Genomic DNA, 11,584 nt, shown 5'->3' with positions numbered 1-11,584 from the left:
CCAACCATGGCCGGGATCCTCGAGCGCATCCGCCGCGCTGACCGTCCGCCGTTCCACAGCTTGTCGGTCGTCGAGGCTCGGCAGGCCTACACCCTGGCGGCCGAAATCCTCGATTTGCCGCGCGCACCGCTGGCGCGGGTCGAAGACGTGCGTGTGCCGGCCGCCGACGGCGCGCTGCTGCCCGCGCGTCTCTATGCGCCGTCGGCCAACAAGCTGCCGGTGCTGCTGTACCTGCACGGCGGCGGCTTCACCATCGGCAACCTCGAAACCCACGACAGCCTGTGCCGCCAGCTGGCCTTGCGCAGCGGCGCTGCGGTGCTGGCGCTCGATTACCGGCTGGCGCCCGAACACCGCTTCCCGGTGGCGGTGGAAGACGCGTGGGCGGCGCTGCAGTGGTTGGCATCAACAGGCGCAGACGAACTGTCGCTGGACGCCACCCGCCTCGCCGTGGGCGGCGACAGCGCCGGCGGTACGCTCGCCGCGGTGTGCGCGCTGCTGGCCCGGGATGCCGGCTTGAGATTAGCAATGCAACTGCTGATCACGCCCGGCACCACGGCCCATGCCGACACGGATTCCCACGAAGCCTTCGCCAACGGCTTCCTGCTGGACAAGGCCAGCATCAGCTGGTTCTTCAATCAATACATCGATGCGCAAGACCGCAGCGACTGGCGCTTCGCACCCTTGCTCGTGCCGGAGGTCGACAACGTGGCGCCCGCCTGCCTGCTGCTGGCCGAATGTGACCCGCTGGTCGACGAAGGGCTGGCCTATGGCGACCGCCTGCGGCTGGCCGGCGTGCCCGTGACACTGGAGCTGTACCGTGGCCTGACGCATGACTTCATCAAACTGGGCCGCGTGCTGAAAGAAGCGGAAGCTGCCCAGCAAGTGGCCGGCGACACCTTGCGCGCCGCTTTTGGAGGAACCCCGTGAACAAGTCATCCTTCCGTTTCACTGACCGCCTGCGCGTGCGCTGGGCTGAAGTGGACATGCAGCAGATCGTCTTCAACGGCCACTACCTGCTCTACATCGACACGGCCATGGGTGCGTACTGGCGCGCCCTGGCGCTGCCGTACCAGGCCACGATGGCCGGCTTTGACGGTGACCTCTACGTGCGCAAGGCCACGCTGGAGTACCACGCTTCTGCGCTGTATGACGACACGCTGGATGTCGGCATCAAGCTGCGGCGCATCGGCAGCTCTTCGCTGACGTTCGACGCAAGCGTCTGGCGCGGCTCCAGCCTGCTGGTGAGCGGTGAGCTGGTCTATGTGTTCGCCAACCCGCAAACCCGGCAGCCCACGCCTGTGCCCGACGTGCTTCGGGCCGTGCTGGAAGGCCATGAGGCGGGCGCGCCGATGTTGCAGCTGGCCTTGGGCCACTGGGGCGAACATGAAGCGGCCTCACGCCAATTGCGCGATGAGGTTTTCGTTGAAGAACAAGGCATTGCGGCGCACCTGATGGTGGACGAGGCCGATGCGGGCGCCATGCACGCCGTGGCTACCAACGCGCTCGGGCGGGCCGTTGGTAGTGGGCGCCTGGTGATCAGCGCACCGGGCGAAGGCAAGATCGGGCGAATGGCGGTGGTGCGGGCCTTGCGCGGCACCACGGTGGGGCGGCAGTTGCTGCAGACACTGATCGCCGAGGCTCGCCGCCAGAACCTGCAACGGGTGTGGCTGCAGGCCCAGACTGACGCGCAGCGCTTCTACGAGCACGCCGGCTTTGTGGCGCGCGGCGATGTGTACCTGGAGGCTGGCGTCAGCCACATCGACATGCACCTGAACCTGGCCAGCGCCTGAGCGCCGGCCCGGGTTCAGAGCTTGTCTGCAGGGCGCAGCAGGCTGCGCACCCGGCGCTTGGGCGGGGCAGACACGGCCGGCGCATCGGCCAGTTCGGCGTCTGAAACCGGGCCCACTTCGGTGGGCACATGCGGCTCGGCCGCATCGGCTGGCAGGTACTTGGGCGGCCAGTCCTTCAGGGTCGAGCGCCGCAGCAGCGCCAGGCCAGGCCCGGGGGTGAACGTGCGCTCGAACATGTGCGTGACCAGCCGCTTGCCCACACGCTCAGCCACCAGCACGGTGGAGCATCGGGTGCCGTAGCGCTGGTCAGGCGAGCGGATGAAGGCCGCAGAAAGCATGCGCTCCACCTCGCGCGACACGCCGGTGCTGGGCAGGACTTCGTCTGGCGCCACGGTGCGATCGGCCAGGGCGGCAAACAACATCGAGGCGAGCGTGTCGGCGCTGTCCGCTGCGTCCAGCGCGTCATGCAGCCGCTCTTTCAGCGCATCGACCTTGGGCCAGGGGCTGTCGAGCGCACCGTTGCTCAAGCCGACGATGCCGCGCTCGATGCGCTCAGGTGAGGCACGCTCACTGGTCGCCCAGAAGCAGTCGCCTTGCCGGAAGTCGGCCGCAATCAGGTTGAAGGGCTGGTAACCCGTGAGGGCGATGTGCGGCCAGAAGCGGTGGGCCGGCATGTCGCCCTTGAGCCAGCGTTGCACGATCAGGCCGCGCGACGGTGCGTCAGGGTCAGGCGCGCCGGGCTGGCGCACGTTGGTGACCAGGCCGAAGCGGCCCTCGGCCGTCAGGCCCATCCACAGCCCGCCAGCCTGCTGGTCGCGCCCGGACAGGATCTGGGGGCCGCCCTCGGCGGGCGTCCACCACGCCAGGCGCCCGGCCGGCCGAGCGAAGTATTCGTCGCGGTTGGCCGCCACCACCAGCGGAAATCGCCGGTGCACGTCAAAGGCCAGAGAGGCTAGACACATGGCACGAACTCCTCGACGTGGCGTGCACCCTGCACAAGCGGGGCCAACGGCCTGGCCGCCAACTCCACGATGCGTGGCCAATCGGTTTGTGCGTTTTCCAGCGGTGTGGCTTCCACGGCGTAGGTTTCCATCAAGGTGATCAGGCCGTCGTCCCGGGGCTCTGGCCGACGCATCAATGTCGCCTGCAAACCCGGGAACCGCTGCTTCAAAACGGCTTGGAACTCCCTCACTTCGGCCACCGCAGCAGCCAAATCATAAGGGTTAACCCTGTAATAGATGAACCAATGCCTGTTCATGCCGTGTCACTGCTGGTGGCGGTGTTGAATCACCCGATCATGGCGCTTCTGCCGGGATCTCGTAGGGCAGGGCCACGCTGCTCAATGCGGCGCCCTCTGCGCTGCCAAGGTGCAGCGTGCCGCCTTCCAGCGCCGCCAGTTTCAACTCCACCAGCGCCAGGTGCCGGCCACCAAATTGTGCGGACAGGGCCACGGTGCCTGCGGGCTGGCCCGGGTCGGCGCTGTGAAACACCTCCTGGCCGGGTGCCAGGGCCGCATCGCCCGCGAGTAGCGCACCGCGCCGCTTCAGCGTGCCGCGGTACTGGCTGCGCGCCACCACCTCCTGGCCCGGGTAGCAGCCCTTCTTGAAGCTCACGCCGCCGACCACCTCCAGATTCACCATCTGGGGCACAAACGCCTCAGCCGTGGCGGCCACCACGCGGGGCACCGCGCTGCCCACCTCCAGCCAGCCCCAGGCGCCCTCGGGCAGGGCAGGGGCTTCAGGCACAACACCGGCAGGCACCAGGCACAGGTGGCGGGCCAGACCCAGCACCGAAGCCAGGCGCAGACGGTGCACGCCGCTGGCAGCGTCCAGCGAAGCCGCTTGCGAAGCAAGTTCGCCGCCAACTTCACCCCACACGGAGAGGTCAGCGCTGGCATCCGTCAACTTGCACTGGGCGCGCATCACGAACATCGACAGGCGCTTGAGCACGGCGGGCAGCAGGTCAGCGCTGCAGGCCAGCAAAAACTCATTCGGCGCCGGCCGCGCGACCACGAAGCTGGCCTGCATGCGGCCCTTGGCCGAGCAGTAAGCAGCCAGACGCACGTCGCCAGCACCCATCGACTGCACGTCGTTCGTCAACTGGCCTTGCAGGAACGTGGCACTGTCAGCGCCCAGGGCGCGAATGACACCCCACTCCTGCAGGCGCTGCACGCCGGTGGGGAAGGGGGACGGAGAGAGCTGGGACAAGGCAATCGGCATCATCCGGCGATTATCATCGCGGCCCATGATTGAGCAGCAACCCGCGCATATCTCCCGCCCATGAAACGGTTTTTCAAGTTCCTGGCGATCTGCGTGCTGCTGGCCGGCGCTGTGGCCGGTGCGGCCGCCTGGTGGCTGCACCAGCCTTTGCCACTGCGCACGGGCACGGTCGAGGTATCGATCGAGCCCGGCACGGGCAGCCGCGACATCGCCCGGCTGTGGGTGCAGGCGGGCGTCGAAGCTTCCCCTGAAGCGCTGTACCAGTGGTTCCGGCTGTCGGGCCAGGCGCGACGCATTCGTGCCGGCTCTTATGAGGTGGAAACCGGCATCACACCGCGTGAGTTGCTGGACAAGATGGTGCGCGGCGACCAGACCATGGAAACCGTGCGTCTGATCGAAGGCTGGAACTTCCGCCAGGTGCGCGAAGCCCTCGTCAAGGCGCCACACCTGCGCCACACCATCGACACCATGAGCGACGCCCAGGTGGCGGCGGCCGTGGGCAGCAGCGCCGAGCACATCGAAGGCTGGCTCTTCCCCGACACCTACGCCTACAGCCGCGGCGTGAGCGACGTGACCGTGCTGCGCCGCGCCCATCAAGCCATGCAGCAGCAGTTGCAGGCAGCCTGGGCTGGCCGGCAAGCTGACTCCCCCTTGAAATCACCCGCCGAGTTGCTGACGCTGGCGTCTGTCGTCGAGAAGGAAACCGGCGCAGCGGCCGACCGCGCCAAGGTGGCCGCCGTGTTCACCAACCGGCTGCGCATCGGCATGCCGCTGCAGAGTGACCCAACCGTGATCTACGGCCTGGGTGAGCGCTTTGACGGCAACCTGCGCAAGGTCGATCTGCAAACCGACACGCCCTGGAACTCCTACACGCGGCGCGGCCTGCCACCGACGCCGATCGCCATGCCCGGCCGCGATGCCCTCAAGGCCACGGCCAGCCCCGCGGCAGTCAAGGCACTGTATTTCGTGGCCCGCGGGGACGGCACCAGCGTCTTCAGCGACCACCTGGACGACCATAATCGGGCCGTGAACCAATACCAACGAGGTGGTCGATGAGCACCGCCGCACGCTTCATCAGCTTCGAAGGCATCGACGGTGCCGGCAAGTCCTCGCACATCGACGCCGTGGCCGACTTGCTGCGGCAGGCGGAGCTGCCCTTGCTGCTCACGCGTGAGCCGGGCGGCACGCCGCTGGCCGAAGAGCTGCGAGGCCTGTTCCTGCACCGCCCGATGGACGCACTGACCGAAGCCTTGCTGGTGTTTGCCGCCCGCCGGGACCACCTCAGCACCCGCATCGTGCCCGCACTGGCCCAAGGCCAGACCGTGCTGTGCGATCGCTTCACTGACGCCACGTTCGCTTACCAGGGCGCCGGCCGCGGCTTTGATCTGGCGGTGCTGACCCAGCTCGAAACCTGGGTGCAGAACGGCCTGCAACCAGACCTGACCCTGTGGTTTGACGTGCCCCCGGCGGTGGCTGCGGCGCGTCGATCAGCAGCACGCGCACCAGACCGGCTGGAACAGGAAGACACGGAGTTCTTCGACCGCGTTCGCGCCGGCTATCTGGCCCGCGCTGAGGCTGACCCGAGCCGGTTCGTGCGGATCGACGCGCAGCAAACATTGGAAGCCGTGCGTGCCGACGTGCTCAAGGTTGTGACGGAACGTGTGCTGGCACGCCGGGGCGCCCCGACATGAGCATGCGCAACGAACATGATCTGCCCTGGTTGAAAGACACCCTGGCTGCACTGCGCGACGAATCACGCGGGCACGCCATCATCCTGCATGGTGGCGCGGGCTCGGGCCAGTTCGAGTTGGCGCTGCGCGCGGCGCAGGCCTGGTTGTGCGAAAGCGCGCCCGGCCCGTGTGACCGCTGCACCTCATGCCACCTGGCCGTGGCCCACAGCCACCCTGACTTGAAGGTGGTGCTGCCCGAGGCGCTGCAGCAAAGCCTGAAGTGGTTTTCGGATGGCGACGGCGATGCGGATGGCGGCGACGGCGACAGCAAATCCAAGCGCAAGCCGAGCCGCGAGATTCGAGTGGAGCAGGTCCGCCAGGCCATCGACTGGGCACACACCAGTTCCGGCCGAGGGCAGGGCAAGGTGCTGGTGCTCTTCCCGGCTGATGCGATGAACACCGTGTCCGCCAATGCGCTGCTGAAAACGCTGGAAGAGCCCGCCGCCGGCATGCGCCTGCTGCTGTGCGTGGACGACCCGGAGAAGCTGCTGCCCACCATCCGCAGCCGCTGCCAGCGTGTGCGCTTGACTGCGCCGAGCATGGAGACATCGCTGGCCTGGTTGAAGCAGCAAGGGCATGCCGATGCGCACATCCTGCTGGCCGCAGCCGGCGGTGAACCTCTGGCGGCCGCACAGCTCGCTGCGCAGGGCCTGAACGCCGCGATGTGGGCCAGCCTGCCGGCGCAAATGGTGCAGGGCGATCTGCGCGTATGGGCCGCGATGGCGGTGCCCGATGCACTGCGCGCCATGCAGCTGATCTGCCATGACGTGATGGCGCTGACCGCTGGCGCCGAGCCCCGGTTCTTCCCCGCCGACGCGCTGGAAGCCGGCCCCGACTGGCAAGCGCTGATCGATTGGCAACGCGCGCTGGTGCGCACGTCGCGGCATGCCGATCACCCTTGGCAGGCACCGCTGCTGATTGAGGCGCTGGCGGGACAAGGACGTGCAGCGTTACTCGGCCATACAAGCTCAAGCAAAGCCAAATCGCCTCGTATCGGTACACTTCGCGCATGAGCGATCAAGACAATCGAAATGGCGCCGGCGGCGCAGCACCGACCCCCAGCAGCCGCCCCAGCGTCATTCAATTGGTGTTCCGTGAAAAGGGCGCGCTGTACGCCGCCTACGTCCCGTTGTTTGCCGACGGCGGCCTGTTCGTGCCGTCGACCCGCGAATACCAGCTGGGTGACGACATTTACCTGCTGCTCTCACTGCCAGGCGATCCGCAGCGCTACCCCGTGGCGGGCAAGGTCGGCTGGATCACGCCGGCGAACACCTCCGGCGGCCGCACCCAGGGCGTGGGTGTGCGTTTCCCGGCTGACGAAAAAACGCGGCAATTGAAGATCCGCATCGAAGAGATCCTGGGCACCTCGATCTCGTCTTCCAAGCCGACCCAGACCATCTGAGAAGGCCGCGCAAGGGCAGGGCCGCCACGGCGGCGTTGGCCGCACCCGCAGGCCGAACTGCACCATGTTTGTCGATTCCCACTGCCACCTGATTTTTCCGGAGTTGCACACGCGGCTCGACGCCATCCTGGCTGACATGGCCCAGGCCAAGGTGCTGGGCGCACTGTGCATCAGCACAACGCTGGAAGAATGCCCCGACGTGGTGGCCCTGGCGCGCGCGCACACCAACTTGTGGGCCAGCGTGGGTGTGCACCCCGACACCGAAGGCCTGGCCGAGCCTGACGTGGCCACGCTCGTGGCCCTGGCCAATGACGACAAGGTCATCGCCATTGGTGAAACCGGCCTGGACTACTACCGCCTCAACGGCCGCAGCGTGGCCGACATGGAATGGCAGCGCGACCGCTTGCGCGTGCATGTGCAGGCCGCGCGCGAAACCCGACTGCCGCTGATCATCCACACCCGCTCGTCGAGTGACGACACCTTGCGCGTGCTGAAAGAGCAGGGCGCTGAAGAGGCGGGCGGTGTCTTCCATTGCTTCACCGAAACCCGCGAGGTGGCCCGCGCCGCGCTCGACATGGGGTTCTACATTTCGTTGTCGGGCATCCTCACCTTCAAGAACGCCGAGGACTTGCGCGACGTGGCCCGCATGGTGCCGCTGGACCGCTTGCTGATCGAAACCGACAGCCCGTATCTGGCGCCGGTGCCGTATCGCGGCAAGACCAACAGCCCGGCCTGGGTGCCGCACGTGGCCGCGGAAATTGCACGCGTGAAGGGCCTCGCCATCGAGGAAGTTGCTGCCGCGACGACCCGCAATTTCGAACATCTGTTTGCCGTGTCTGTTCCACACTGACAAGGAATGAGCTCCATGACCTTTCGTCCCGCCCTGGCCATCGGCCTGATCAGCGCCAGCCTCTGGCTGGGTGCCTGCGCGCATGCCGCGCCTTCGGTCGACTTCTTCCGCGCCGTGAACATCGACCGCGCACCGATGGTGGTGGACCTGGTCAAGGCAGGCCTCGACCCGAACGTGCGCAGCGAGCAGGGCCACTACGCCCTCTACCTGGCGCTGCGCGATGGCTCGCCCAACGTCTTCAACGCGCTGCTGGCCATGCCCGGCATCAACGTGAATGCCACCAACGACGTCGGTGAAACGCCGTTGATGATGGCCGCGCTGCGCCAGAACATCGGCGCCATGAACGCGCTGATCAAGCAGGGCGCCAGCATCAACAAGACCGGTTGGACGCCGCTGCATTACGCCGGCACGGGCGGCAGCGCCGAAGCGGTTCAGCTGCTGCTGGCACAGAAGGCGGACATCGAGGCGAAATCGCCCAACGGCAGCACGCCGCTGATGATGGCCGCGCGTTACGGCTCTGACGAATCAACGCTGGCCTTGCTGAAGGCCGGCGCCAGCCCGGTCGCTCGCAACGAGCAGGGGCTGACGGCTGCGGACTTCGCGCGCTCTGTCGGACGTGACAGCCTGGCAGCACAACTCGACCGCGCAGCCAAAGCCAGCGCCAGCGCGAAGTGATGTGGTGGGGCATGAAGCGCCTGCTTCTGCCCAGCAACCTGACGCGTGTGTAGGAATGTTTCTGACACGCCGTTTGTCTCAGGGCTGACTACGGTTTCTATCATCTGACGCCTACAGTGGCTTCCATGGGTTCCACACCGGAGCCAACACCGGAGAAACCACCATGCGTCAGTCCCACAGCCAAGCCAACCCGTTCATGATGATGATGAACCCGGAGGCCATCCTTCAAGCCGTTGAACGCTCCGAGCGCCTGAGCGGCCTGCAACGCCGCATCTGCCGTCCGCTCGACAAGCCGCTGATCCCGAAGGTGTCGCAGTCCGACCTGGATGCCTACGACAACGACATCGATGCCGACATCGACATGTGCCTGGAAGACGACAGCGAGGTCTGATGCGCGCGACGAACCAGACCGACACCCGCCAGACCCCACGACAACGGACGCCTTGAGCGTCCGTTTTGCGTTTTGGTTGCGGTGGGAGTGGTGGGTTTTCTGGTGGATTTTGGGATCGACGAGCGCCTTCTGTATGATCCATAAATGCACGACAATGTATATTATGTAAAATTACATACACGAGTGATGCAGGATCAATAGCGAACCTGATTTAGTGAGTTGAGACACTACCTGGACGCTGTCGCTGCGCCTGAGTGCTCGCGAACACCTGCGCGCGGCGCATTACGAGCCTGGGACACATACAGGAGCATTCGCTGAACCGGCCCTGCTGATTCGCTCGTGACAATAATCGTCCGTCGTCAGGTTGAACTGCGTGGCGGGCCTGCGGGCACCTCGCGGCTCATGGCCGCGGCACAGCGGCCGATGCGGCAGCCTCGGCGGCCTGCATGGCGCTGTCCAGCTTCTGGCGCACCTGCGTTTCCTGCTGGGTGGCCTGCTGCAGCTCACGCGCCTTCAGATCAGCCGCCGTGGCGGCTGCGCCAGACACATCGGCGCCGCAGGCGGTCAGCAGCACGGTGGCCGTCAAGGTGGCTGACACCAGCACGGCGGGCATCACGGTTCGCGCCAGGGCGGCAAGCATATTCAGCGGCAAGAGTTCTTCCCCGAAAGCACCCGCAAGGCCACGGGCGCGATGAGTCTATCGCGCAGCCTTGCTGGGAAAACGGCTGGCGTGTAAGGCGCTGTAAACCGCATGCGGCAGGTGCTCACAGTTCGCGTCTGAATCGGTCATGCGGTGGCAAGATCGGACGCTGTGCCGCACAACCGCAGCGACGCAATATGGAGGTGATTTGAAGGTGTGGAGAAGACTGTGCAAGCTCGTGCCGCTGGCTCTGGCCAGCTCGATGACGCAGACAGCGGCCGCGGATAGCGGCGAGGTCGCCGCGGCGGTTCTTCCGGCGCCCTTGGTTGCCGAGTACACCTGCGGAACCTATGCCGGAGCCGTGATGCGGCCCTTGTTTGTGGCGCGGTGGGGCCAGCGCCTGAAAGCCGCGCCTTCCCAGCCGGAGGTCCTCAAAGAAGCGCTGACCGAGTACACCCGACTGATGAGTTCGTTCTGCGGCGACATGCAGACCGCCTTCAAGGGCAAGGAGACCGTCATCGCAACGATCTACGCGCGCCAGCTTCCTGGGTTCGACGAACCGCTGTCATCGCTCTGCGATGCGGGCTGCCTGCAGTGGCTCAACCGGGAGACGGCGTTCCTGAAGCGCAGCGTGGTGTTGATCAACATCTACAGAACTGCCAAGACACTCGCGCCGGCGGTGGTTGGTGCGCCCGACCCGCTTCGGGTGAAGCGGGAGGAGGACCAACAGATCAAGCACATGTCGGTGGGCTCGAACGCCCAGGCGGACAGACTTGAACTGCTGACACTGCTGCGCGACGAGGCCTTCCGCCGTGTCGCCCCCAAAGACTTCAACCTTGCGCAATGGCAGGATGAGGAGCGACAGCTGCGTGAGGAAGGGGCCCGACTATTTCTCTCGTTCAACAACAACGCCAACGACCTGACGCTGAGATACGTAACGTCTGGCGCTTACGAAAAGCAGCTTGCCCTCATTCCCATCGTCGAGAGGCACAAGGCCGCCTTCATGGGCGCGGCGCCGGGCAAGTAGCGTTGTCTCAGGCGACAAGCGCCCTGCTGTCTTGCACAGCGCTTGTAGAGCATGCGCTACGCCCCTGACCAGCGCACTAAGACACGCGCCGACCTCGTGCCAAGCGCTCGGCGCGCTCCACACAGATGGCCTGCAGTTCAGCGCGAACCACGTCCACCCCATGCGCCTCCTCCAGGCGCTTCACGATGAAGTGGCCTCGGGCGATGGTCTGGTAGTAGTCGGTGAACAAGGTGTTGATCGTGGCGCCGATCACCGCGCCCACCACCGGCACCGACATCGCGGCGGCCTTCGACGTGAGTTGCACGCCGAACTTCTCCAGCACGATCTGGATCACCTTGGCCAGCCAGTTCATCTGGGCGGCGCCGCTCGCCAGTTGCGCCGCGGCCTGGTTGCAGGCCATGGCCATGCCACTGCGCACCGCGTAATAACCTTCCAGCGCGTCATCATCGATGGCGTCGTCAGAGCCGAGTGCCAGCACCTGGGCACACTCCAGCCTCACGGCCGGTGAACGCACATCAAAACCTTCGCTGCGGGCCACGTCTGCGATGGCGCGCAAGGTCAACATCGTGGTGGCCGGAATTTCAGCCACGGCACCAACGATGCCGAACGCACCGCCGACTGCGCCAGAGGCTGCAGTCAACAACTTGCCCGTGCCCGTGGACGCTTTCGCACCGGGCTCGTGGGCCAGCGTCAATGCTGCACCGTTCATGGCTTTGGTGATGGCGGCAGACGCCAGCTCACGTGAAGCGCCCCGGGTTTCATGGAGGCCCGTTGGGTTAAGTCAGGCTTCCGTCAAGGCAGTCTGACTGGCGAGTTGCCGGTAGTAGTTTGCCTCAGCCTCTGCGGGTGGGATGTACCCG

The 11,584-nt window shown here is 66.1% G+C and carries 15 protein-coding genes; 10 read left to right on the top strand and 5 right to left on the bottom strand.

All coding sequences use genetic code 11. The annotated features are described in order from the left end of the window. Nucleotides 1-6 precede the first annotated feature (6 nt). Nucleotides 7-927: an alpha/beta hydrolase gene (locus AACH00_RS18810; protein ID WP_341400723.1), complete on the top strand. Its 921-nt coding sequence runs from the start codon at nucleotides 7-9 to the stop codon at nucleotides 925-927. Further along, nucleotides 924-1,790 (top strand): YbgC/FadM family acyl-CoA thioesterase, encoded by an 867-nt coding sequence (locus tag AACH00_RS18805; protein ID WP_341400722.1) that lies wholly within the window; start codon nucleotides 924-926, stop codon nucleotides 1,788-1,790. The genes AACH00_RS18810 and AACH00_RS18805 overlap by 4 nt, the downstream gene beginning before the upstream one ends. A 14-nt stretch (nucleotides 1,791-1,804) precedes the next feature. Here the strand turns inward: AACH00_RS18805 and AACH00_RS18800 are convergent, their stop codons facing one another. Genes AACH00_RS18800 through ygfZ form a run of 3 tightly spaced genes read right to left on the bottom strand, consistent with a single transcriptional unit; the run spans nucleotide 1,805 to nucleotide 4,012 of the window. Next, entirely contained in the window at nucleotides 1,805-2,752 is a 948-nt protein-coding gene (locus tag AACH00_RS18800) for an NRDE family protein (protein ID WP_341400721.1), read from the bottom strand. Further along, nucleotides 2,743-3,048, bottom strand: a complete 306-nt coding sequence (locus AACH00_RS18795; protein ID WP_341400720.1) for a DUF4936 family protein — start codon at nucleotides 3,046-3,048, stop codon at nucleotides 2,743-2,745. Before AACH00_RS18795 ends, AACH00_RS18800 begins: the two co-directional genes overlap by 10 nt. Before the next feature lie 37 nt (nucleotides 3,049-3,085). Beyond that, nucleotides 3,086-4,012: a CAF17-like 4Fe-4S cluster assembly/insertion protein YgfZ gene (ygfZ, locus tag AACH00_RS18790; RefSeq protein ID WP_341400719.1), complete on the bottom strand. Its 927-nt coding sequence runs from the start codon at nucleotides 4,010-4,012 to the stop codon at nucleotides 3,086-3,088. Between the two features lie 57 nt (nucleotides 4,013-4,069). Here ygfZ and mltG point away from each other — a divergent pair, with 57 nt between their 5' ends. From mltG to AACH00_RS18755, 7 genes are all read left to right on the top strand, one after another. Beyond that, on the top strand, nucleotides 4,070-5,065 hold the full coding sequence (mltG, locus tag AACH00_RS18785) for an endolytic transglycosylase MltG (RefSeq protein WP_341400718.1): 996 nt from the start codon (nucleotides 4,070-4,072) through the stop codon (nucleotides 5,063-5,065). Continuing rightward, nucleotides 5,062-5,700 (top strand): dTMP kinase, encoded by a 639-nt coding sequence (gene tmk / locus AACH00_RS18780; RefSeq protein ID WP_341400717.1) that lies wholly within the window; start codon nucleotides 5,062-5,064, stop codon nucleotides 5,698-5,700. Before mltG ends, tmk begins: the two co-directional genes overlap by 4 nt. Continuing rightward, nucleotides 5,697-6,752, top strand: a complete 1,056-nt coding sequence (locus AACH00_RS18775; RefSeq protein WP_341400716.1) for a DNA polymerase III subunit delta' — start codon at nucleotides 5,697-5,699, stop codon at nucleotides 6,750-6,752. Before tmk ends, AACH00_RS18775 begins: the two co-directional genes overlap by 4 nt. Beyond that, nucleotides 6,749-7,141, top strand: coding sequence for a PilZ domain-containing protein (locus tag AACH00_RS18770; protein ID WP_341400715.1), 393 nt, complete (start codon nucleotides 6,749-6,751; stop codon nucleotides 7,139-7,141). The genes AACH00_RS18775 and AACH00_RS18770 overlap by 4 nt, the downstream gene beginning before the upstream one ends. A gap of 64 nt (nucleotides 7,142-7,205) precedes the next feature. Beyond that, the gene (locus AACH00_RS18765; RefSeq protein ID WP_341400714.1) at nucleotides 7,206-7,991 is read left to right on the top strand and encodes a TatD family hydrolase; all 786 of its coding nucleotides are present in this window, start codon (nucleotides 7,206-7,208) and stop codon (nucleotides 7,989-7,991) included. A 15-nt stretch (nucleotides 7,992-8,006) separates the two neighbouring features. Then, nucleotides 8,007-8,666: an ankyrin repeat domain-containing protein gene (locus AACH00_RS18760; RefSeq protein ID WP_341400713.1), complete on the top strand. Its 660-nt coding sequence runs from the start codon at nucleotides 8,007-8,009 to the stop codon at nucleotides 8,664-8,666. A gap of 163 nt (nucleotides 8,667-8,829) precedes the next feature. Further along, on the top strand, nucleotides 8,830-9,057 hold the full coding sequence (locus AACH00_RS18755; protein WP_341400712.1) for a hypothetical protein: 228 nt from the start codon (nucleotides 8,830-8,832) through the stop codon (nucleotides 9,055-9,057). Nucleotides 9,058-9,457: 400 nt separating this feature from the next. Here the strand turns inward: AACH00_RS18755 and AACH00_RS18750 are convergent, their stop codons facing one another. Beyond that, the gene (locus tag AACH00_RS18750; protein WP_341400711.1) at nucleotides 9,458-9,670 is read right to left on the bottom strand and encodes a hypothetical protein; all 213 of its coding nucleotides are present in this window, start codon (nucleotides 9,668-9,670) and stop codon (nucleotides 9,458-9,460) included. A gap of 265 nt (nucleotides 9,671-9,935) precedes the next feature. Between AACH00_RS18750 and AACH00_RS18745 the strand changes: the two genes are divergently transcribed. Continuing rightward, the gene (locus AACH00_RS18745; RefSeq protein ID WP_341400710.1) at nucleotides 9,936-10,724 is read left to right on the top strand and encodes a hypothetical protein; all 789 of its coding nucleotides are present in this window, start codon (nucleotides 9,936-9,938) and stop codon (nucleotides 10,722-10,724) included. 76 nt (nucleotides 10,725-10,800) lie between these two features. Here AACH00_RS18745 and AACH00_RS18740 read toward each other — a convergent pair whose 3' ends face one another. Continuing rightward, complete coding sequence (locus AACH00_RS18740; protein WP_341400709.1) at nucleotides 10,801-11,433, bottom strand: EcsC family protein; 633 nt, start codon at nucleotides 11,431-11,433, stop codon at nucleotides 10,801-10,803. Between the last annotated feature and the right edge of the window lie 151 nt (nucleotides 11,434-11,584).

The organism is Ideonella margarita (genome assembly GCF_038066635.1).
Taxonomy (GTDB): Bacteria; Pseudomonadota; Gammaproteobacteria; order Burkholderiales; family Burkholderiaceae_C; genus Ideonella; species Ideonella margarita.
The sequence above is the reverse complement of the archived record's forward strand: the minus strand, read 5'-3'. Positions and strand labels throughout refer to the sequence as shown.

Bases quoted from the DNA above. Each gene is read 5' to 3' on its own strand.
- AACH00_RS18795 (WP_341400720.1), bottom strand. From the start codon at position 3,048: ATGAACAGGCATTGGTTCATCTATTACAGGGTTAACCCTTATGATTTG.
- AACH00_RS18750 (WP_341400711.1), bottom strand. From the start codon at position 9,670: ATGCCCGCCGTGCTGGTGTCAGCCACCTTGACGGCCACCGTGCTGCTG.
- AACH00_RS18770 (WP_341400715.1), top strand. From the start codon at position 6,749: ATGAGCGATCAAGACAATCGAAATGGCGCCGGCGGCGCAGCACCGACC.
- AACH00_RS18755 (WP_341400712.1), top strand. From the start codon at position 8,830: ATGCGTCAGTCCCACAGCCAAGCCAACCCGTTCATGATGATGATGAAC.
- AACH00_RS18740 (WP_341400709.1), bottom strand. From the start codon at position 11,433: ATGAACGGTGCAGCATTGACGCTGGCCCACGAGCCCGGTGCGAAAGCG.
- AACH00_RS18800 (WP_341400721.1), bottom strand. From the start codon at position 2,752: ATGTGTCTAGCCTCTCTGGCCTTTGACGTGCACCGGCGATTTCCGCTG.
- AACH00_RS18775 (WP_341400716.1), top strand. From the start codon at position 5,697: ATGAGCATGCGCAACGAACATGATCTGCCCTGGTTGAAAGACACCCTG.
- AACH00_RS18765 (WP_341400714.1), top strand. From the start codon at position 7,206: ATGTTTGTCGATTCCCACTGCCACCTGATTTTTCCGGAGTTGCACACG.
- ygfZ (WP_341400719.1), bottom strand. From the start codon at position 4,012: ATGATGCCGATTGCCTTGTCCCAGCTCTCTCCGTCCCCCTTCCCCACC.
- AACH00_RS18810 (WP_341400723.1), top strand. From the start codon at position 7: ATGGCCGGGATCCTCGAGCGCATCCGCCGCGCTGACCGTCCGCCGTTC.
- AACH00_RS18760 (WP_341400713.1), top strand. From the start codon at position 8,007: ATGACCTTTCGTCCCGCCCTGGCCATCGGCCTGATCAGCGCCAGCCTC.
- mltG (WP_341400718.1), top strand. From the start codon at position 4,070: ATGAAACGGTTTTTCAAGTTCCTGGCGATCTGCGTGCTGCTGGCCGGC.
- tmk (WP_341400717.1), top strand. From the start codon at position 5,062: ATGAGCACCGCCGCACGCTTCATCAGCTTCGAAGGCATCGACGGTGCC.